This window comes from Streptomyces sp. NPDC015032 (assembly GCF_043080425.1).
In the GTDB taxonomy this organism is placed as follows: Bacteria; Actinomycetota; Actinomycetes; order Streptomycetales; family Streptomycetaceae; genus Streptomyces.
Window position 1 is genome coordinate 168,867 of sequence record NZ_JBIBVN010000006.1, and the last position, 20,372, is coordinate 189,238.

At 69.6% G+C, this 20,372-nt stretch carries 22 protein-coding genes; 16 read left to right on the top strand and 6 right to left on the bottom strand.

Annotated elements, in window-relative coordinates; genetic code table 11:
* Positions 1-21: 21 nt before the first annotated feature.
* Positions 22-699, top strand: coding sequence for a class I SAM-dependent methyltransferase (locus ACF08M_RS12525; protein WP_392185203.1), 678 nt, complete (start codon positions 22-24; stop codon positions 697-699).
* Between the two features lie 111 nt (positions 700-810).
* Here the strand turns inward: ACF08M_RS12525 and ACF08M_RS12530 are convergent, their stop codons facing one another.
* Both ACF08M_RS12530 and ACF08M_RS12535 read right to left on the bottom strand, forming a co-directional pair.
* The gene (locus ACF08M_RS12530; RefSeq protein ID WP_392185204.1) at positions 811-1,182 is read right to left on the bottom strand and encodes a fic family toxin-antitoxin system, toxin component; all 372 of its coding nucleotides are present in this window, start codon (positions 1,180-1,182) and stop codon (positions 811-813) included.
* Entirely contained in the window at positions 1,179-1,406 is a 228-nt protein-coding gene (locus ACF08M_RS12535) for a hypothetical protein (protein WP_030921856.1), read from the bottom strand. The genes ACF08M_RS12530 and ACF08M_RS12535 overlap by 4 nt, the downstream gene beginning before the upstream one ends.
* A 169-nt stretch (positions 1,407-1,575) precedes the next feature.
* Here ACF08M_RS12535 and ACF08M_RS12540 point away from each other — a divergent pair, with 169 nt between their 5' ends.
* From ACF08M_RS12540 to ACF08M_RS12570, 7 genes are all read left to right on the top strand, one after another.
* Entirely contained in the window at positions 1,576-2,055 is a 480-nt protein-coding gene (locus ACF08M_RS12540; protein ID WP_392185305.1) for a GNAT family N-acetyltransferase, read from the top strand.
* 122 nt (positions 2,056-2,177) lie between these two features.
* Positions 2,178-3,518, top strand: coding sequence for a hemolysin family protein (locus ACF08M_RS12545; RefSeq protein ID WP_392185205.1), 1,341 nt, complete (start codon positions 2,178-2,180; stop codon positions 3,516-3,518).
* Positions 3,515-4,534, top strand: coding sequence for a hemolysin family protein (locus ACF08M_RS12550; RefSeq protein ID WP_392185206.1), 1,020 nt, complete (start codon positions 3,515-3,517; stop codon positions 4,532-4,534). Before ACF08M_RS12545 ends, ACF08M_RS12550 begins: the two co-directional genes overlap by 4 nt.
* A 164-nt stretch (positions 4,535-4,698) precedes the next feature.
* Positions 4,699-5,547, top strand: coding sequence for an SGNH/GDSL hydrolase family protein (locus tag ACF08M_RS12555; protein WP_392185207.1), 849 nt, complete (start codon positions 4,699-4,701; stop codon positions 5,545-5,547).
* Between the two features lie 389 nt (positions 5,548-5,936).
* Complete coding sequence (locus ACF08M_RS12560; RefSeq protein ID WP_392185208.1) at positions 5,937-6,077, top strand: hypothetical protein; 141 nt, start codon at positions 5,937-5,939, stop codon at positions 6,075-6,077.
* 591 nt (positions 6,078-6,668) lie between these two features.
* A complete protein-coding gene (locus ACF08M_RS12565; RefSeq protein WP_392185209.1) occupies positions 6,669-8,657 on the top strand; it encodes an ABC transporter ATP-binding protein in 1,989 nt (662 codons plus the stop codon).
* Between the two features lie 302 nt (positions 8,658-8,959).
* Positions 8,960-9,391 carry a hypothetical protein gene (locus tag ACF08M_RS12570; protein ID WP_392185210.1) on the top strand — a complete coding sequence of 144 codons (432 nt, stop codon included), beginning with the start codon at positions 8,960-8,962 and terminating at the stop codon, positions 9,389-9,391.
* A 79-nt stretch (positions 9,392-9,470) separates the two neighbouring features.
* Here ACF08M_RS12570 and ACF08M_RS12575 read toward each other — a convergent pair whose 3' ends face one another.
* Both ACF08M_RS12575 and ACF08M_RS12580 read right to left on the bottom strand, forming a co-directional pair.
* Complete coding sequence (locus tag ACF08M_RS12575; RefSeq protein WP_392185211.1) at positions 9,471-10,124, bottom strand: sulfurtransferase TusA family protein; 654 nt, start codon at positions 10,122-10,124, stop codon at positions 9,471-9,473.
* A gap of 54 nt (positions 10,125-10,178) precedes the next feature.
* A complete protein-coding gene (locus tag ACF08M_RS12580; RefSeq protein ID WP_392185212.1) occupies positions 10,179-10,475 on the bottom strand; it encodes a hypothetical protein in 297 nt (98 codons plus the stop codon).
* Between the two features lie 57 nt (positions 10,476-10,532).
* On the opposite strand from ACF08M_RS12580, the gene ACF08M_RS12585 reads away from it, so the two are divergent.
* The 5 genes from ACF08M_RS12585 to mug all read left to right on the top strand — a co-directional run bounded on the left by ACF08M_RS12585 (position 10,533) and on the right by mug (position 15,355).
* On the top strand, positions 10,533-10,724 hold the full coding sequence (locus ACF08M_RS12585; RefSeq protein ID WP_392185213.1) for a hypothetical protein: 192 nt from the start codon (positions 10,533-10,535) through the stop codon (positions 10,722-10,724).
* A gap of 112 nt (positions 10,725-10,836) precedes the next feature.
* Complete coding sequence (locus ACF08M_RS12590) at positions 10,837-11,544, top strand: alpha/beta fold hydrolase (RefSeq protein WP_392185214.1); 708 nt, start codon at positions 10,837-10,839, stop codon at positions 11,542-11,544.
* A 49-nt stretch (positions 11,545-11,593) separates the two neighbouring features.
* The gene (locus ACF08M_RS12595; RefSeq protein WP_392185215.1) at positions 11,594-12,571 is read left to right on the top strand and encodes a transposase family protein; all 978 of its coding nucleotides are present in this window, start codon (positions 11,594-11,596) and stop codon (positions 12,569-12,571) included.
* Positions 12,572-13,333: 762 nt separating this feature from the next.
* Complete coding sequence (purB, locus tag ACF08M_RS12600; protein WP_392185216.1) at positions 13,334-14,776, top strand: adenylosuccinate lyase; 1,443 nt, start codon at positions 13,334-13,336, stop codon at positions 14,774-14,776.
* 18 nt (positions 14,777-14,794) lie between these two features.
* The gene (gene mug, locus ACF08M_RS12605) at positions 14,795-15,355 is read left to right on the top strand and encodes a G/U mismatch-specific DNA glycosylase (RefSeq protein WP_392185217.1); all 561 of its coding nucleotides are present in this window, start codon (positions 14,795-14,797) and stop codon (positions 15,353-15,355) included.
* A 139-nt stretch (positions 15,356-15,494) separates the two neighbouring features.
* On the opposite strand, the gene ACF08M_RS12610 is transcribed toward mug, so the two are convergent.
* A complete protein-coding gene (locus ACF08M_RS12610) occupies positions 15,495-16,238 on the bottom strand; it encodes an ABC transporter permease (protein ID WP_392185306.1) in 744 nt (247 codons plus the stop codon).
* Entirely contained in the window at positions 16,235-17,173 is a 939-nt protein-coding gene (locus tag ACF08M_RS12615) for an ABC transporter ATP-binding protein (protein ID WP_392185218.1), read from the bottom strand. Before ACF08M_RS12615 ends, ACF08M_RS12610 begins: the two co-directional genes overlap by 4 nt.
* A 108-nt stretch (positions 17,174-17,281) precedes the next feature.
* On the opposite strand from ACF08M_RS12615, the gene ACF08M_RS12620 reads away from it, so the two are divergent.
* The 3 genes from ACF08M_RS12620 to ACF08M_RS12630 all read left to right on the top strand — a co-directional run bounded on the left by ACF08M_RS12620 (position 17,282) and on the right by ACF08M_RS12630 (position 20,367).
* The gene (locus ACF08M_RS12620; protein ID WP_392185219.1) at positions 17,282-18,454 is read left to right on the top strand and encodes a sensor histidine kinase; all 1,173 of its coding nucleotides are present in this window, start codon (positions 17,282-17,284) and stop codon (positions 18,452-18,454) included.
* Positions 18,455-18,458: 4 nt separating this feature from the next.
* The gene (locus ACF08M_RS12625) at positions 18,459-19,109 is read left to right on the top strand and encodes a response regulator (protein WP_392185220.1); all 651 of its coding nucleotides are present in this window, start codon (positions 18,459-18,461) and stop codon (positions 19,107-19,109) included.
* Positions 19,110-19,209: 100 nt separating this feature from the next.
* Positions 19,210-20,367, top strand: coding sequence for an ROK family transcriptional regulator (locus tag ACF08M_RS12630; RefSeq protein ID WP_392185221.1), 1,158 nt, complete (start codon positions 19,210-19,212; stop codon positions 20,365-20,367).
* The last annotated feature ends 5 nt before the right edge of the window (positions 20,368-20,372 follow it).

Consider the following 20,372-nt stretch of genomic DNA (forward strand, 5'->3'; position numbering starts at 1 on the left):
ACCGTGCCGAGGAGGTCCGTCATGCGTCTTCGCAGCACGAAAATCCCGGAGGACGCGGTGCACCACCCTGTCTTCGCCAGGCTCTACGCCCGGCTGAGCGTGGCCGCGGAGACCGGTGCGGGACTGGCCTCGGTGCGCGCGGAACTGTTGTCCGGGCTGTCCGGCCGGGTCATCGACATCGGTGCGGGCAACGGCTTGAACTTCGCGCACTACCCGCCCGCGGTATCGGAGGTGGTGGCAATCGAACCCGATCGCACCCTGCGGCAGTTGGCGGTGCGGTCGGCGCTGCGGGCCGGGGTTCCGGTGGATGTGGTACCGGGCACGGCGGAGGCCCTGCCGGTGAAGAGCGAGGCGTTCGACGGGGCGGTCACCTCGCTGGTGCTGTGCACCGTACGGAGCGTGGAGCGGTCGCTCGCGGAGATCGTGCGAGTGCTGCGGCCGGGCGGTGAGCTGCGCTTCTTCGAGCATGTGCGGGCCGACGACCGGGCCATGGCAACCACCCAGCGGGTACTGGACCGTACGGTCTGGCCGCTGGTGGCCGGCGGGTGTCACACGGCGCGCGACACCCTGGCCGCCATCGAGAGGGCCGGGTTGACGGTGGAGACCTACCGCCGGGTCAGGATGCCGGACCGGGGCATCCGGCTGCCCACGTCCGACTGTGTGCTGGGCGTGGCACGGCGACCGACCGTGGTGGGCTGACACGTCGGCCCACCACCGCGCACCGGCGGCACTCCCGAAACGAAGACGTCCTGCGTACGGGGGCCTCGGAGACGTACCCCGTACCGAAGACCTCTCACCCGACCGGAGACGTCACAGGCTCCACTGGCGCAGCTCATCCGCGATGGCCCGGACGTCCGCCTTGTCCTCCCTCACCAGTCGGGCCAGATCGCGCACCCGCTCGGGCGAGGTGACGACCTTCAGCCCGGACGCGACGAGATAGCCGTAGGCGACAGCGGAGGAGAACATCGCGTTGGAGTGTTCGAGAGCGGGGACATTGATCAGCAACTGCAGCAGGGCCGCGGCCCTGGAATGCGGGTCGCTGTAGACGGGGCTGCCGAAGATCTCGGCCTCATGGCGGGCCACCGCGGCCACGAGCGCACCCCAGTCGACGACCTGAGGATCGCCGGGGGTCTTGTGCTCAGCCACCATGAGCAGCCAGGAAAGGTCGATCTGGAGATTCAACGCGTGCCTTTGCGCTCCGGGCCGAACTCCTCGGCGAACACCGACTCGTACTGCTTCATGAAGTCGGCCGCGGCTTCGACAAAGGTGTGTCCGACCTCTCCCGCATCCTGCTTCACGAGTTCTTCTATGTAGCGGTTCACACTCATCCCCCTCTGGAGCGCGCGCTGTCGCGCGGCCTCGGCGGTGGCCTCGTCCACTCTCACGTTCAGCTGAGTCTTGGGCACAGAAACACGCTAGCGCGGGTGCGCTAGCACCGGCAAGAGGAGCCTTGCGGTGCCCCGTACACCGGTCGGTCCGCTTCATACCGGTCGTCGGCGACCACATGGCGGAACTCGTTCGACGCCGCCGAGGTCACGGTGGTGGGATCCTCGCATGAACGATCTCGCTGCGGAGATGTCCGGCCTCGTCGTACGGGCCGCCACGCCGGCCGACCTCGACGCCGTCCTCGCCTTCTGGAAGGCGGCTGCCGAGGGAACCAGCATCAGCGACGACCGGGACGGGGTGGAGCGGCTCGTCGCCCGTGATCCGCAGGCGCTGATCCTCGCCGAGTACGACGGCGTACTCGCCGGAACGGTGATCGCCGGGTTCGACGGCTGGCGGTGCCATCTGTACCGGCTCGCGGTCCACCCCGACCGGCGGCGCCGAGGTGTCGGCAGCGCGCTCCTCGCCGCCGCGGAGGAACGATTCGTGCGGCTGGGCGGACGCCGCGGCGACGCGATGGTGCTCGATCGCAACCACCGGGCGCAGCACGCCTGGCGCGCCGCGGGCTATGGGCCCGAGCCCCAGTGGAGCCGTTGGGTGAAACCCCTCACGGACCGAGTCGGCGATCGCCGGGATGAGCGGCCGTCTTTGCCGATCCTTTACGATAGGTGACTCCTGACCGATTCTTCCGAAAGGTGTGAGCGTCCGCCCATGGGCGAGCCTCCCAGTAGTCGACAGCTCCGACATCGAGCGATCCTCCCGGCCCTGCCCGATCATGGGACGGAGGTGAACCGATGACCGAAGTGCTCCTGCTGCTCGTGGCGGTGCTGCTCTCGCTCGCCTGCGGTGTCTTCGTCGCGGCCGAATTCTCGCTGACCACCGTCGAGCGCGGCCAGCTCGAACGGGCCGTGGAACGAGGTGAGCGCGGCGCGGCGAGCGCCATGAAGGCCGTACGCAGCCTCACCTTCCAGCTCTCCGGCGCGCAGCTCGGCATCACCGTCACCAACCTGGTGGTCGGCATGCTCTCCGAACCGTCCATCGCGAAGCTGATCCGCGGGCCGGTGGAGGCCGTGGGCCTGTCGCCGAGCGTGGCGTCCTCGGTGGCCCTGGTCCTGGGAACGGCCCTGTCCACCGTATTCCTGATGGTCGTCGGCGAGCTCGTCCCGAAGAACTGGGCCATCTCGTCCCCGCTCGCCATGGTGAAGGTGGTGGCGACCCCGCAGCGGGCCTTCACCGCCGTCTTCCGGCCGTTCATCAGCCACCTCAACAACACCGCGAACCGGATCGTGCGCCGTTTCGGCCTGGAGCCGACCGAGGAACTGGCCTCCGCGCGCAGCCCGCAGGAGCTGGTGGCGCTGGCCCGGCACTCGGCGAAGGCGGGCGCGCTGGAGGCGGACACCGCGGAGCTGTTCGTGCGCACCCTCAACCTGGCGGAACTCACGGCGGAGAACGTCATGACGCCGCGGGTGCAGGTCACCGCGCTGGAGGTGCAGGCGACCGCCGAGGACGTCGCGAACGCCACCCGGGCGACCGGCCTGTCCCGCTTCCCCGTCTACCGGGGGAGCCTCGACACCGTCGTCGGTGTGGCGCACATCAAGGACGTGCTGGCCGTCCCGGCCGAACAGCGGCCCCGTACGAGCGTCTCGGAGATGCTGCGCGAGCCCCTGCTCGTACCGGAGACCCTCACCGTGGACCGGCTCTTGGACCGGCTGTCCGGCAAGCTCGCCATGGCCGTCGTCATCGACGAGTACGGCGGGACGGCCGGAGTCGTGACACTGGAGGACATCGTCGAGGAGGTGGTCGGCGAGGTGCGCGACGAGCACGACCCGCACGAGACGACGGACCTGGCACCGGCCGGCGAGGACGCCGACGGACGGAACCTGTGGTCGGCCGACGGTGCCGCCCGCATCGACCAGCTGAAGAGGATCGGACTGCGGGTGCCGGACGGACCGTACGAGACACTCGCCGGACTCGTCGCCACCGAAGTCGGCCGCATACCCGCCGTGGGTGATTCGTTCGAGCTGGCCGGCTGGCGGGTCGACGTGGTGGACGCCTCCGGGCGCCGTGCCGCGCGGGCCCTGCTGCATGCGCCGCTGCCCGGCGAGTGCGACGAACGGACGGAGGACGCCCGATGATCGCCGTCCAGCTCTTCGTCGGAGCGATGACCCTGGTCGTCAACGCCTTCTTCGTCGGCGCGGAGTTCGCGTTGATCTCCGTGCGCCGCAGCCAGATCGAGCCCGAGGCCGAGGCCGGGAACCGGCGGGCGCGGAGCGTCGTCTGGGGCCTCGAACACGTATCGGCGCTGCTCGCGGCCGCGCAGCTGGGTATCACCCTCTGCACGCTGGTCCTCGGCATCGTCGCCGAACCGGCCATCGCCCACCTGCTGGAGCCCGTCTTCGACGTGGTGGGGGTGCCGCAGGGACTGATTCACCCGATCTCGTTCGTGATCGCGCTGTCCCTGGCGACATATCTGCACATGCTGCTCGGCGAAATGGTGCCCAAGAACATCGCCCTGGCCGAGCCGGTGCGGGCCGCCCTGCTGCTCGGGCCGCCGCTGGTGGCCCTTGCCAGGACGCTGCGTCCGGTGATCTTCGCAATCAACACCTTCGCCAACACGCTGCTGAAACTGCTGCGGGTCGAGACGAAGAACGAGGTGTCCGCCACGTTCTCCGACGACGAACTGGCCCGGCTGGTGAAGGACGCCGGGGACGCGGGGCTGGTCGACGACCGTGCGGCCCAGCGGCTGCACCACGCCCTCGAACTGGGCCGGCGCCCGGTGCGGGATGTGGTGATGCCGGTGGAGCGTGTGGTGTACGCCAGGATCGGAACGACACCGGAACAACTGGAACAGCTCTCCTACGAAACCGGTTTCTCGCGCTTTCCGGTGATGGACAGCGAGGAACGGATCCTGGGCTATCTCCATGTGAAGGACGCCCTGGACGCCGCACCGCGCGATGTGCCGTTCCCCGTCACGGCAATGCGGCCGATCGCCCGGGTACGGGCCGCCACACCGCTCGACGACGTACTGACCGCGCTGCGGCGCAGCCGTACGCACCTGGCTGCGGTGCTCGACGAGGACGGCCGGCTGGCCGGCATGGTCACGATGGAGGACGTGCTGCGGGAACTGGTGGGCCGGCCCCAGCCACGCTGATCGGTGAGCGGGGGCGCCGGGGGCCCCGCCGGCCGGTGATGGTTCGGCCGCAGGGCCTGCCCGGCAGGCTTCGGGGCGCGGTGCGGGGCCGGCCGCGCCCCTTCGCGCGAAAGCGCCGCCGCCCCCGGAAGGGGCGGCCCCCACCGCGATACGATCGCATCGCCATGGAAATGAATGCCTCCTACACCAGTCTTGTCGCGGTCGGCGACTCGTTCACCGAGGGCATGTCGGACCTGCTGCCCGACGGCTCGTACCGGGGCTGGGCCGATGTCCTCGCCGGACGGCTCGCGGCCCGTACGCCGGGGTTCCGCTACGCGAATCTCGCTGTACGGGGCAAGCTGATCGGCCAGATCGTCGACGAACAGGTCGACGTGGCGGCCGCTATGCGGCCGGATGTCATCACACTCGTCGGCGGTCTCAACGACGCACTGCGGCCCAAGTGCGACATGGGCATGGTCCGGGGACGGCTCGACGAAGCCGTGGAACGTCTCGCTCCCTCGTGCAGACAGCTTGTGCTCATGCGCAGCCCCGGCCGCAACGGCCCGGTGATGGAGCGCTTCCGCCCGCGGATGGAGGAGCTGTTCTCCCTGGTCGACGAGTTGGCCGCCCGCCACGGCGCGCTGGTCGTCGATCTTTACGGGGCACCGGCCCTGGGCGATCCCCGGTTGTGGGACGTCGACCGGCTCCATTTGACGGCCGACGGGCACCACAGGGTTGCCGAGGCGGTCTGGCAGAAGCTGGGGCTGCCACAGGAGCGCGACTGGCGAACGCCGCTCCCGGCCGCCGTGCCCCCGAGGTGGGCGGTACGACGCGCCGAGGACCTCCGCTTCGCCCGTCGCCACCTGATGCCGTGGATCGGTCGCCGTCTGACCGGCCGCTCGTCCGGGGACGGGCGGACGGGTGCCCAGTACAGCGCCGAACTGGGCAGGGCGTTCTGGGTCACCCCCGAGGATGCCCGCGACCCCGGCCCGGTGACGACGTGGCGCCGGGTGGACGCGCCTCCGCTCCCGTAGCCACCCACGAACCGGACCACGGCGCCGGCCCGCACAGACCGCCGGCAGATTCTGGACACTGCTCTGCACGCGCACGGACAGACTCAGGTCAGAGCGCCTTCAGTAGATCAACTACTGATCATCTCTCACAGATTCCCCCTGCCGGTCGGCTGCGGCCCCATGGAAAGCGTCCCACCCGGCCGCAGCCGTCCGCAGTTCCTCGGCCTCCACGTGGACGTACTCGACCTCGGTGAAGGCCGCTTTCGTGCGCCCCGCCCAGGCGGCGAGGACGACGTCAGGCACACCCTTCGCAGCGAGGTGGCCGAGGCACGAGTGCCGCGCATCGCGGAGCCGCGCCCTTCGCATCTCCGGCTCGCGCATGAGCCGATGGGTGCGCGCGGAGGTGCCGCGTGTTCAGCGGCCCGGCCGTCGATGAACTCCTGGACGTGATCCTCGGTGAGGTCCTGGATCCGGACATGCCCAAGCCGATCGCGGACGTGCACCCGGGCGAGCCACTGTGCCCCACCCTGCGCCCGCCGCTGGAGCGGTGACGGACGAGCCACTTGCCACACTCCGGCCGGATCCGCATACCGGCGTCCGCACCCGGCGGCTTCCACGACTCGGCAATACGCGATGCGAACCGCTGTCCACACCGACGACGCCTGAGCGGTGAGGAGTTCCGCCAACCCTCGCAATCCCCCGGAAGGAGTACCCACACCCACAGGAGTGATCGAACTCAGCATCACGATCCATCATCCCGGCACCGCTGCGGCTGGATCGAGAATGCGAAAACACGTTCTAGATTTCGCCCCCGCAGCCCCGTTACGGGGACGGATAACCCCCCGTTATCCGATTACCTGTCCGCATCACGCCTCCGGGAGCGCCCATGCATACCCCTCCTCGACCTGCCCTCGTTGATCCTGCGTTCGAAACCGTCACCGCTCCCTCCGATACCTCCGTCTGCCGCATCGGCAGCTTGGGCAGGTTCCTGGCCGGCGCCTCCCGACCGGATACGAGGTACCTGGCATGACGCACTCCAGCAGCATTCCCGCGGTAGCCCGCGCTGCGGCCGACACAGCCCGTGCCCGGCCCCACGGACGTTCGTACAGGCCGCTGAACCGGCCCGCACGGGGAGGCACCCGGTGAAGAGGTTCTTCGGAAGGGTCAGGCCGGCCGAGCCGGAGGTTTCCGATGCGGAGCGCGAGCTCTTCGGCGGCCCGCTGCGCTACGACATGGGCTGGTCACAACACGAGCACGCACGGCTGGACTTGACCATGCTGTCCGCCCTGCGATCGATGCCGACTCTGGTCGGCGGGACACTGCGCATGGCGTGGAACACGGATCGCCGGGCGCTCAGCGCCGTCGGAATCAGCGAGATCGGGCAAGGTATCGCCACGGCCGTCGGGCTGCTTGCCGTCAATGCCGTCATGCACGCCCTCCTCGGCTCCGGCAGTACCGTGGATCGGCTGCATGCCGTGCTGCCCGGTCTGCTCGCCGCGGCCGCGATCGCCGTCGTCAACTCGGCACTTGCCGGGTGGTCCACCTCCCGGGCGGGCCGCCTGGAACCGCTCGTCGAGCGGATCGCCACCACCCAGTATCTGGCTGCCGCCGCCTCGGTCGAGCTGGAAGCCATCGACGATCCGGACTTCCGGCGGCTGATCGACATCGCGCAGTACGGCCCGGCTTCGGCCCGCCGCATGATCAGCGCCTGTGTCGCCGCGCTGAACAGCACCATCTCCCTGGTGGCCACGGCCGGCGTGCTCACCGTCCTGCACCCCGCCCTGCTGCCCATGCTGATCCTTATCGCCGCCCCACGGGGCTGGGGAGCCATGCGGGTTGCGCAGGAACGCTACGTGTCGGTGATGAGCTGGATCGAGCACCTGCGGGCCAGCCGTCTGATCGGCAACCTCCTGACCGAGCGCGCGGCCGCCCAGGAAGTGCGTATCCACGGCGTCGGCCCGTTCCTGCTCAGCCGCTACCAGCGCATGGCCCGGAGCGCCGAGGCCGAGCAGGAGCGACTGGCCTCCAGCAAGGCGGTCACCGAGTGGGTGGCCTCCGGTCTGTCCGGAGTGGCGATGGCGGCCACGTACGGGACCATGATCTGGCTGATCATGAGCGGGCGCATGGGCCTGGCGGTGGCCGGCACCGCGGTGATCGCCGTCCGCTCCGGCTCGGCGAGCCTGGGCGCTCTGGTGATGAATGTGAACCAGCTGCACGAGGAGTCCCTGTACGTCCGCGATCACGGACGCTTCCTGACCGAGGCCGCCCGACGCACCATCCCCGAGACAGGCAGTCCGGTCCCGCAGCAGGTCGAGCAGGTCGCCCTCGATCAGGTCACCTATCGCTATCCCGACCGTGAGACTCCGGCGCTGGACGACGTGACGCTCACGTTCCCCATGGGCTCGGTCACGGCCGTGGTGGGCGAGAACGGCTCCGGCAAGAGCACACTGATGAAGATCCTCTCGGGCCTGCTGCTGCCCCAGGGCGGGACCGTGCGGTGGGGCGATCTGGACGTCGCCGGCCTGGATCGCTCCCAGGTCTTCGACCGCGTCGCACTGCTCACCCAGGATTTCCAACGCTGGCCCGTGACGGCCGCGATGAACATCCGGATCGGGCGGCCCGACCACGACGCCTCGTCGGAAGACCTGCAGGCATCCGTCGACTACGCCGGAGCCGGCCCCGTCGTCGCCAGACTCCCCGACGGCCTGCAGAGCCTGCTGGCCCGCATGTTCCGCGGAGCCATCGAACTGTCCGGCGGTGAATGGCAGAAAGTGGGCCTTGCCCGCACCCACTGGCGTAGCTCGACATCCCGGGCAGACAGCGTCCTCATCGTGGACGAACCCACCTCCGCCCTGGATCCGGAAGCCGAGATCGAAGCATTCGACCGTATCCGCCGGCTCGCCGCCCCGCACCGCGCCGTCGTCCTGGTCACCCACCGCATGTCCGGCGTCCGCCGCGCCGACCGCATCTACGTCCTGCACCACGGGCGACTGGCCGAGCACGGCAGCCACGACGAACTCATGGCCGCTGGAGGGCGCTACGCCTCGATGTTCGATGCCCAGGCCGCCCAGTACGCCCCCGCCGGCACCATCCCGCGCCCCAACTCGCCCACCGTCTCGGATCCCGCATGACGCCTCTGTCCGGAAGGCCCACCGTGCCGGCTGCCCCCACCACCGCCCAGCACAAGAGCGAGACTCGCGACGAGACGCTATCGAGGAGATGGCGAAGATGACCACGGACCCCGGCGCCGCCGCGATCCTCCAGACCCATCAGGACACTGCGTTTCCGGTCTCCGACAGCAACGGCACGCTCTGCACCGCTGCGGGCCGGACCTGACGCCTCCCGCCCGCCGGGGCCGGCCGAGGCCGCCACATGACCCGGCCCTCTGCTGCTCCTTTGAGACCGCCGCTTCCGGGAAGGATGTGCCCCGCACATGTTCACCACGCAGGACGAAGGGGACCGCGGTTACGCCGACGGCCTCCGCTGTCGCCAACTCGCGGACAGCGAGCGGTCGCTGCTGGCCACGCATGTGCCGCCCATGGCCGATGGCAGGGCGCTCGACGAGGACGAACTCGCCCACCTGCAGGCCGACCGGTCCACCGCCGCGTGCCACGACACCGAGGACCTGGCCTCCGTGGTTCGGCCCGGCCCGAGGCGGAACGAGGCCACCCCGCAGGCCGGCCACCCCGGCCATCCGCACACAGCACACACCGGCCGGCACCCGGAGCGCCGAGGGCGCCGCGACCGCGGCGTCACGGCAGCACCACTACGCCCAGGTGGAGTCGGGACGCAAGGTGACGGCGGTGGGCATCACCACCCCAAGCAGCCGGCCTGCTCACTTCTGGGGAGCTGTCGTGTCCGTTGAGGATGCTGGTGGTTCCGGCCATCAGAAGTTGTGGAATGGCACCGGCCGACAGCCCGAGGTCCTGTCGTGGCTTTGCAGTTCAGTCGCGGCGCGAGGTGGGCGCGGGATGCCACGGCGCGTCAGCGAGGGTGGGGAGTGCGTCTGCAGCCAGTCGGATGGCGTACACCAGCGGGTTGCCGGGCACGGGGCCGAGGTAGTCGTGGCCGACCATGTGACACCAGGCCGGCAGATCGAGGGGGGCCGCTGGGTCCGTCGCGGTGACGTGCACCACGGTGCCGGCGGGGGCTCCTTCGATCTGCTTGCGCAGGCGGAGCAGGAGCGTCACGCACAGCAGTCCGGTGCCGTCGATGGTGAGGTCGGCCCGCGGCATGTGTGCGAAGACGGCGTCCATGGAGGCGTCGGCCAGGGGGAGCGGCTCGCACACGTCGTGCACCGCGGTGGTCACCCGTTCCGCGGTGCCCTGGGCTTGGGCGGCCTGGCGGCGTTGCTGCAGGCCGGTGGGGCTGGAGTCGGCGGCCTCGGCGGTGGAGTCCTCGCGGGGGGAGTACAGGGCGTCGCGGCCGTGTCCGGCGCCCAGTTCCCGTACGTCCTGGGCTCCGGCGGCAGGGCAGACCTGCGCGGCAGGGACAGCAGTGGTGGAAGTCTCCTCGCCGTACATACCCGGGTGGGCGGTGTACGTGTTCTGCCAGTGCTGCCGCTGCACCTCGGCCAGCTCCTTGTCGCCGTCGTTCATGTCAGCTCACTTCCCTCCCTTGCCGGATCTGCCGAACAGCGTAGAGGGCGCTGGTCAGAGCTTGGCACAGCTGGTCGGCCGTGTGGGTCCGCCGGCCGAGCCGTCCGCGGTCTGGTAGAGGCGGCAGGCCGGGCCCGGCGCCCGGCCGGGCTCCTCAAAGAGGTCCCAGCCGTCGATCAGGACAGTCGGGGAGCCGGTGAAACACGCGGCCTCGGCGTCCGCGTGGCCTGTGATGGTGCGCGTCCGGAACGCCATGTCCTGCCGGCCGAGCTCGCCGAGGGCACGGCGAAGCCGGTCGGCTGCGGTCACGGCGTTCGGGCAGCCGGGAATGATCAGGGGGTCGACCTTCATGACGTCCTTCGGGTCACCGTCGAAGTGCGGGACGACGGTGGGAGCACAACGCCGCAGGTGGGGGCGTCTTCGGTTGGCTCGGCCGGTTACGGCCTGATCGGCATGCGCGAGCGCGTCGCCCCGCATGGCGGCACCCTCACCGTCGGCCCGCAGGCCGATGGTGGGTTCGCAGTGGTGGCCGACCTGCCGCTGACCACGGACGAGGCGGCGAGGCAGCCGTCCAGCACTAACGGCGTTGTCGGCTATTGAAGATCGGGGCCGGAACCGTGTGGCTGAGAACCCGAGCTGCTGACTGGGGATGGTGGTTCGGCTGCTGGTGAACGCCAATCTCCGGTAGGACCCGTCCGCATATCCTCCGGACATGGTTGATCAACGCTCGGTCGACGTTGGCGAGGTCCGGCTGGCTTATCAGATGTCGGGTCCTCCGGATGCTCCGCCGCTCGTCCTGTTGCATGCGCTGGGCGAGGATGCCACCGACTGGGAGGTGGTTGTGCCCGCCCTCGCCCGGAGTCGAAGGGCGTATGCCCTCGATCTTCGCGGTCACGGCCGAAGCGACTGGCCGGGGGACTACTCACTCGAACTCATGCAGGCCGATGTGCTCCGGTTCCTGGACGCACTGGGACTTGGACCAGTGGATCTGATCGGGCACTCCATGGGCGGGATCGTGGCCTACCTGCTCGCGGAGGACCATCCGCAGCGGGTGAGCCGGCTCGTCCTGGAGGATGTGCCGGTCCCTCGTCCCCGGGAGCCGAGCACCCCGGCCAGGCCGGACGGCGCCCTGACCTTCGACTGGGAGATGGTGCTGGCCGTCAGGCGGCAGATCGACCAGCCCGATCCCGGGTGGCTGGAGCGACTCGGCCAGATCACCGCCGAGACCCTCGTGCTCGCCGGCGGCCCACACAGTCATGTTCCCCAGGACGGTGTCGCCGAGCTCGCCCGCCGCATCCCTGGCGGGCGAGTGGTCACCATCCCGGTTGGACACCTGATCCACCACGCAGCGCCGGAGGCGTTCACCGAGGCGGTTTCGGCGTTCCTGGAGGAAGGCTTTCGTCCTGCCCGCCAAGCATGAGCGCGGTCTCAGGCCGTGACGTGGGGCCGGCCGTACGGGTTGTTCGAGTGTGACCAAGAAGTGGGCCCGTGCGGCTTTGTCCCATCCTGCCTTCACAGGCGTCTCGCGTGCACATCTCGGCGGTTTGATCGAGGAGTTGGCCGGGCCGTGGCAGGCCCGGCGGGAATCGGCATTGCATCAGCGGCGGGGAGGGAAGCGTCACCGTGCCGCTGGGGCCGGCCGCAAGCACGAGCTGGTGTTCACCGACCGAGTGCTGGTCGCGCTGGTCCACCTGCGCACTCAGCTCCCGCACGCCGCGCTCGCCGAGTTGTACACGGTCGGCCGCTCCACCGTCACCGAGGCCATCGGCGAGATCCGCCCGCTGCTCGCCGACCGCGGCTTCGCGGTCCCCGGCCAGTCTGAACTGCGCCTGCGAACATTGGCCGACGTGTTCGCCTACGCCGATGCGGAGCGCGTGACCTTACGGATCGACGGGACCGAGACCCAGGTCCGCCGCCCGAAGGCCCACCGGTCGGGCCGCTGCGCGTTCGTCTCCGGCAAGAAGAAGCAGAACACCATGAAGACCACGACGATCAGCGATGGTCAGGGCCGCACCCTGTGGTCCGGGGCCGACCGGCCTGGAAGAATGCACGATCAGACCGCGATGCGCACCGAAGGCATCGCCGAGCAATTCCGTCTCCACCCGGATGTGAGAGCCGAAGTGGATGAGGGTTACCGGGGTCTGGCGAACGAGTTCCCCGAACAGGTCAGTGCGCCGCCGAAGAAGCCGAAGGAAGACGCCCCGCTCGGTGACCAGTACGCCTGGCGTGAGCAACGGCGCCGACAGTCCTCGGCGCGGATCTGCGTCGATCACGCCAACGCGGAGCACAAGCAGTGGCGCCCACTGCAGCGCTTCCTCGGCCGTCGCGAGCACTACCCGGCCACGCACCGGGCCGTCGCCAGCCTGGTCTCCGACCGAGCCGCCCAGCGGCCCACCCGCCGCAAGCCGAGCACCGAACTTGTGCCCGTCAGCCCGATGACCCGCTAAATCACCCACCAGCCGAACTCTCAGGTCATCACGCTTCAACATCAATAGCCGACGACGTCGTAAGGGCTGTCCCGTAATCCCTGGTGGATCAGCGCGCGGCGTCAGATGCGGTGCATCGCAAGGCGGAGGGACGTCCGCATACTGGATGTATTCGGACGTTCCGACAACGCGGCGAGGATGGGGCCTCCCCTGCTCGAGCGCAGCCGAGAGCTTGGGGAAGTAGCTGTCGTCGCGCGCCCGCCAGGGATTACAGGACAGCCCTTAGGGAGCCCACCGATGAGAGGACGGCCCGGCACTCGGCCGGATGCTCGGTGCGGCCGGTGCATCGGGCCCGACAGACGAGGGTGACCGGGCCGTCGTCAAGGGTCGGCACCACAACGGTGCGCGGCGCGCTCGTCGGCCTGCCGGAGTCGTCGCCCTGCTGGACCCGCTCCAGGGCGACCCGCGTGTGCACGACGCGGTCAGGATGCGAACGGACGTCTCCTTGTGGCCGGCGCGGGCATGGCGAGTGCTTCGAGACCGGTCGCAAGGAGGCCGCCCGGCTCGACGCTCTGGCCACGGTCCTGCATGGTTCGGCTCCCTCGACCGGAAGGGTTCTCCCCAGTCCCCGGCAGTGCTGGAGTCTCCGGCCCGGGGTCGTTTCGCCTCACGCACGCCTCGCGCACTGTGTGTGAGACGCTGGTCCAGTCGCCTCTGACCTGGACCTTATGGCCTTTGTGGACGCTCACGAACCGCTGAAGGCGCCAGGTAAACTCTGGACACGTGACTGCTGTGTCTGCGAAGCCTCGCATCCCCAATGTCCTGGCCGGCCGCTATGCCTCCACGGAGCTGGCCGTCCTCTGGTCCCCCGAGCAGAAGGTGAAGCTGGAGCGCCGGCTGTGGCTGGCGGTGCTGCGCGCTCAGAAGGACCTCGGGATCGAGGTGCCGGACGCCGCTCTCACCGACTACGAACGTGTCATCGACCAGGTCGACCTGGCCTCGATCGCCGAGCGCGAAAAGGTGACCCGCCACGACGTCAAGGCCCGGATCGAGGAGTTCAACGCCCTCGCCGGCCACGAGCAGGTCCACAAGGGAATGACCTCCCGGGACCTCACCGAGAACGTCGAGCAGCTTCAGATCCGGCTCTCCCTGGAGCTGATGCGTGACCGCACGGTCGCGGTCCTGGCCCGGCTCGGCAAGCTGGCGGGCGAGTACCGCGAACTGGTCATGGCCGGCCGCTCCCACAACGTCGCTGCTCAGGCGACCACGCTCGGCAAGCGTTTCGCGACCGCGGCGGATGAGCTCCTGGTGGCCTACGGGCGGCTGGAGGACCTGCTGGACCGCTACCCGCTGCGGGGCATCAAGGGCCCCGTGGGGACGGCCCAGGACATGCTCGACCTGCTGGGCAGCGACGCCGGAAAGCTCGCCGACCTTGAGCAGCGCATCGCCACGCACCTCGGTTTCGCCCATGCCTTCACATCGGTCGGCCAGGTCTACCCCCGCTCGCTCGACTACGACGTGGTGACCGCGCTCGTACAGCTGGCGGCGGCGCCCTCGTCGGTCGCGAAGACAATCCGTCTGATGGCTGGGCACGAGCTGGTGACCGAGGGCTTCAAGCCGGGCCAGGTCGGCTCGTCCGCGATGCCTCACAAGATGAACACCCGCTCCTGCGAGCGCGTCAACGGCCTGATGGTGATCCTGCGCGGCTACGCGTCGATGACCGGGGAATTGGCGGGCGACCAGTGGAACGAGGGCGACGTGTCCTGTTCCGTGGTCCGCCGTGTGGCACTCCCGGACGCGTTCTTCGCATTCGACGGCCTGCTGGAGACCTTCCTGACGGTGCTCGACGAGTTCGGCGCGTTCCCTGCCGTCGTGGCCCGTGAACTCGACCGCTACCTGCCGTTCCTCGCCACGACCAAGGTCCTGATGGGCGCGGTGCGCGCCGGTGTCGGTCGTGAGGTCGCCCACGAGGCGATCAAGGAAAACGCTGTCGCCTCGGCCCTGGCCATGCGCGAGCAGGGCGCCGAGCGCAACGAACTGCTCGACAAGCTGGCCGCCGACGACCGCATCCCGCTGGACCGCACGCAGCTGGACGCCCTGATGGCCGACAAGCTCTCCTTCACGGGAGCGGCGGGCGACCAGGTCACCGCACTGATCTCGCGCATCGAGGACATCACCAAGCAGCACCCCGAGGCCGCCGGATACACGCCGGGCTCCATCCTCTGACGGCCCCACTACAGACGGATGACACCCGAAGAGCTGCGGGCCTCCCGCGACCGCACCGTTTCCGATGTGGTCGCGGGAGGCCTGCGGGTGCTGTTCTGCGGGATCAACCCGAGCCTGATGACGGCGGCAACGGGCTACCACTTCGCCCACCCCGGCAACCGCTTCTGGCCGGTGCTCCATCGGTCGGGCTTCACCCCGCGGCAGCTGAAGCCGGCGGAACAGACCGAACTGCTGCGATACGGCCTCGGCATCACCAATGTGGTGGCCAGGGCCACCGCACGAGCGGACGAGCTGTCCACCGAGGAGTTCCGGGAAGGTGGCCGGCTCCTCGCAGCCAAGGTCGAGCAACTGCGACCCCAGTGGCTGGCTGTTGTGGGGGTCACCGCTTACCGCACCGCATTCGGGAGGCGGACTGCCGGGATCGGCCCACAGAACCACAGGATCGGCGGCGCCCGTGTCTGGGCCCTGCCCAACCCCAGTGGCCTGAACGCCCACTGGACGGCTCAGACGATGGCGGAGGAGTACGGGCGCCTCCGCGCCTCCGTCGAGCACGGCCTCCTTGCCACCGAAGAAGCCTGACGGCCTCGGCACTTCCCCACCGCTCAATTCAACAGCCATGGCCGTGGCTGCGGCGCCGCAACCGCCACAGTGCTCAGCCTGCATCCGGGTGCCCTTCTGCCGGGTGCCCTTCTGCCAGGTGGAGACCGACGGCGACCGACTATGCGTCTCTGCGCCGGATCGCCCACCAGCCTGCCATCAGTGCGGCCGCGGTCCACGCGGCGGTCACCGCGAGTCCGCTCCACGGTCCAAGGCTGCCGGTGGGATTCTGGTGCAGCACCAACTGCCCCGCCCGGTCCGGCAGGTACTGCGCGGCCCCGCCTGCGACGTCTCCGACCACGAAGGAGACGATCAGAACGAACGGGATGAGGAGACTGAGCACGGCCACAGCGCTGCGCAGAAGTACCGTCAGTCCGGCCGCGAACAGAGCCATCAGGGCGAGATAGATCCCACCACCGAAGGCTGCCCGCAGGGCACCCGGCTCCCCCAGGCCGATCGCGTACTTGCCCATGAACGTCTGTCCCACCAGAAAGGCGCTGAAGCTGGTGACAAGGCCGACGACAAGAGCCGGCACTCCGACGAGGGTCATCTTGGCCGTGTAGAAGAGATTGCGGCGCGGCACCGCGGCAAGCGATATCCGCAGGGCGCCATTGAGATACTCGGACGAGATCGAGGTCGCCCCGAAACTGATGGCCGCGATCTGACCGAAGTTCAATGCGTAGAAGGCACCGAAGAGCAGCTCTGTATCGGCCTTGTCGGCCTCTGCCTGGCCGACGGTGGCGCATGCGAGCACGGTGATGGCGAGCGTCACGAGCAGGACCGCTATCAGGGATCCGATGACGGGCCGCACCGATCTGGTCTTGATCCACTCGGATCGCAGCACTGCTGTGGTGGACACGCTCAGGCCTCCTTGTGGTTGGTGGACGAGGTCGCCGCGGACACGAAGTCCATCGCATCGGCCGTGAGGTCGAGGTATGCCTGTTCCAATGTGGCCTGTTCGTCCGTGAGTTCAAGGACGGCAATACCTTCGGCGGCGGCTATCGCACCGATCTCTCCGGCCTTGGCACCCTCTACGGTCCAACGCCCGTCGTCATCCCGCGCAGGTGCATACCCCTTACGGGTCAGGACATCGCTCAGCCGAGTGGGTTCGGTCGTGCGCACCCGCACCCGGGGCCGGCTGCGGGAGTCCAGGAATTCCTGCATCGGCAGGTCTGCGAGGAGCCGGCCACGGCCGAGAACCACCAGGTGGTCGGCGAACGAGGATGTCTCGTTCATGAGATGGCTGGAGACCAGGACCGTGCGGCCTTCTCGGGCGAGCCGCTTCATCAGCTCACGGATCCAGATGATTCCTTCCGGATCCAGTCCGTTCGACGGTTCGTCGAGCATCACGACCTCCGGGTCTCCGAGCAACGCGGCGGCTATGCCCAGTCGTTGCCGCATGCCGAGCGAGAACGTCTTGATGCGCGCTCCGCCGACTTGGCCGAGGCCTGCCTCCGCCAAGACTTCGTCCACTCTCCGAGGTCCCATGCCGTTGCTGACGGCGAGAGCCAGCAGGTGGTTCCGCGCAGTACGGGAACCATGGGCGGCCTGGGCGTCGAGCAGGGCGCCCACCCGGTGCAGCGGATTTCCGAGTGCGGCGTAGGGCTGTCCACCGATCGTGGCCGTGCCGCCGGTGGGCCGGTCCAGCCCGAGAACGAGACGCATGGTGGTGGACTTACCGGCCCCGTTGGGGCCGAGAAAGCCGGTGACACGGCCGGGGCGCACGCTGAACGTGAGGCTGTCCACGGCGCGGGTCGCGCCGTATTCCTTTGTGAGCTCATGGACGTCGATGCTGGTCATGTCCTCAGACTGGCGGCCACCCAGGTCGCCCGGCCTCCCCCGCGGGTGGGGATCATCTCCCTCGCTCGGGGGAGCCGCCGGGCCCGTGCGGGCTGACACGATGGCAGCATGTTCAGTCTCCTCCGCCCGCTGGCCACCCCTGTCACCTACTCCCGGTGGTTGCATCTCCTCCTCCCGGGGGCGGTCTGCAGCGTGTGGTTCTTCATTTCCATGGACGCGCCGTGGGCGCCCGTGGTCTTCGCCGTGCCGGTGGGCCTATTGCCCGGCATGCGGCTGGCCGAGGGTGTCCAGGCGCAGCTCCTGCTCACGCCTGCCGAGCGGGGCAGACCCGACGCCGCGATATCCGCAACCGCTGCGGCCACCTGGGCAGACCGTTGGCGAACAGTGTTGTGGCTGGAGATACGACTACTGCTCGCCGCCGCCATGGGATACGCAACGGTGTGTCTGCTGGCGACCACAATCGACCTCGTCGTCACCTCAACGGGAGCAGGCCCGAGCGGCGAATGGCTGGTCCGCGAAGTGGAGCCGCATTGGTGGTACGCCCTGCTCGCGCCTCTGCCCGTCCTGGTGCTGCTGGCCATGGTCGTGGCGAGCGGCGAGTTGGTCACCGCCGCCGCGCGCCGGCTTCTCGGCCCCTCGCCGGTGCAGCGGCTGACCGCTCTGGAGGAGCGCACCGAGCAGTTGCTGGAGCGCAACCGCATCGCACGGGAGCTGCACGACTCCATCGGGCACGCGTTGACGGTCGCGGTCGTGCAGGCGGGTGCGGCACGGGCTGCTCGGGACCCGGATTTCACGGAGCGGGCGCTTGCCGCGATCGAGGAGACCGGCCGGGATGCACTCGACGATCTGGAGCGGGTTCTGCGGGTGTTGCGCGAGTCGGGGACTCCGGTGGGACAGCAGCCGACGCTCGCGGAAGCGGACCGGCTCCTGGACTCCGCCCGTGGTTCGGGGGCGAAGATCGATGCGGACGTTTCCGGTCCGCTGGAGCAGGTTCCTGGGGCGGTCTCCCGCGAGGGGTACCGCATCCTCCAGGAATCCCTCACCAATGTGCTCCGCCACTCCGGCGCGGTTCCCGTCCGGGTACGGATCAGCGTCACGAACGGCCGACTGGAGATGGAGGTGACCAATCCGCTCGCCGGCTCCACGAGTACGCCGGGCGGTGGGAGCGGGCTGCGGGGCATCCGCGAGCGGGCCGCGCTGCTGGGCGGAAAGGCCAGGACAGGTCCGTACGACGGCGAATGGAGGGTGCACGCCAGCCTTCCGTTGAACGGCCTAGGCTGACCTGATGCCGGTTACCGTTCTTCTGGTCGATGACGAACCCCTCGTCCGCACGGGGCTGCGTGCGGTTCTTGAGGCCCAGCCCGATATCGAGGTGGTGGGCGAGGCCGGTGACGGCGCCGCGGTCATCCCGTTGCTGCATCAGCTGCGTCCCGACGTGGTGGCCATGGACGTCAGGATGCCGCTGATGGATGGCATAGAGGCGACGCGGGTGGTACTGCGGACCGTGTCGGAGCCACCGAAGATCCTGGTGGTCACCACCTTCGAGAACGACGAGTACGTGTACGAGGCACTGCGCGCCGGAGCGGACGGGTTCCTCCTCAAGCGTGCCCGGCCCGCCGAGATCGTGCATGCGGTGCGCCTGGTCGCAGAGGGCGAGTCGTTGTTGTTCCCGGCGGCGGTCCGGCAACTCGCCGCCGAGTACGGTACGAGCAGGGCGCGTGCGGCCATGGACCGGGCATCGCTTACCGAGCGCGAGGCCGCGGTCCTCCGCCTGATGGCCCGTGGCCTGTCGAACGCGGAGATCGCCGCCAAGCTCGTGGTCGGTGTCGAGACGGTGAAGACCCATGTCAGCTCCGTACTGGCCAAGTTGGGCGCGAGGGATCGCACCCAAGCGGTGATCGCGGCATACGAGTCCGGGTTCGTCGCTCCGAGCTGAGGACTGCCTCCCGCGGATATCCGTTCCGGCCCACGGTCGCCCTGTACCCGAGCAGCGAGTACGATCCGCCTGACATGCGCACGAGCTGGGAGGGCACACCGTGGGCCGGCTGACCGGTGGGGATCCGTCGCTGCTGCGACGGATCAATTCCGCAGTGGTCCTGCACGCCCTCCGAGGCGCCGACTCCCCCACCCTCACGGACCTGACCCGGATCACGGGTCTGTCCCGGCCGACGGTCGAGGGCATCGTGGAAGGGCTCTTCGAGGCCGGGCTGGTCGTGGAGTCGGTGCCCGACGGCGCCGGGGCCCGACGTCAGGGGCGGCCGGCGCGCCGGTTCCGGTTCCGCGCCGAGGCCGGGCATCTGCTCGGCATCGAGATCGGCCCGCACCGGATCTCCGCTCTGCTGTCGGGGCTCGACGGGCGGATCGTCGGAGCGGGCTCACGCGAGGTGTCGGAGACGGCCTGCGCGGACGACCGGCTCGACAAGGTCAGGGCCGTGGTCGCCGATGTTCTGCGGCGGACCGGTGTGGCCCGGAGCAGTCTGCGTGCGGTCGGGGCCGGCAGCCCGGGCATCGTGGAGGCCGATGGAACCGTTCGGCTGGGCACCGCACTGCCGGGCTGGACGGGGCTGGCACTGGGCGAGCGGCTGAGACGCTCCTTCCGCTGCCCCGTCCTCGTGGAGAACGACGCCAATGCCGCGGCGGTCGCGGAGCACTGGAAGGGAGCGGCCACCGAGACGGACGACATCGTGTTCGTGCTGGCCGGGCTGAGCCCGGGCGCCGGTTCTCTGATCGGCGGAAGGCTGCACCGCGGTTTCGGCGGTGCGGCGGGGGAGATCGGCGCGCTCCATCTCCTCGGCCGCGAGGCGACGCCGGAGAAGCTTCTGTCGACGACGGACACGCCATTGGACCCGTTGGACGAGCCCGCGGTCGCCGCCGTGTTCGCAGAGGCACGGCACGGCAATGTCCGCGCGCAGGCTGCGGTCGAGCGGTTCATTCAGCGTCTGGTGCACGACGTCGCGGCGCTGGTGCTGGCCCTGGACCCGGCGCTGGTGGTGATCGGCGGTTGGGCCGCGGGGCTGGACGGTGTGCTGGACCCGCTCCGCCGTGAGCTGGCCCGCTACTGTCTTCGGCCGCCGCGGGTCACCCTGTCGCTGCTCGGCGAGGCGGCGGTGGCCACGGGCGCCCTGCGGCTCGCCCTCGACCATGTCGAGGAGCAGCTCTTCGCCGTGGAGGCAACGGTAACAACCCGCCGCTGAGGGCG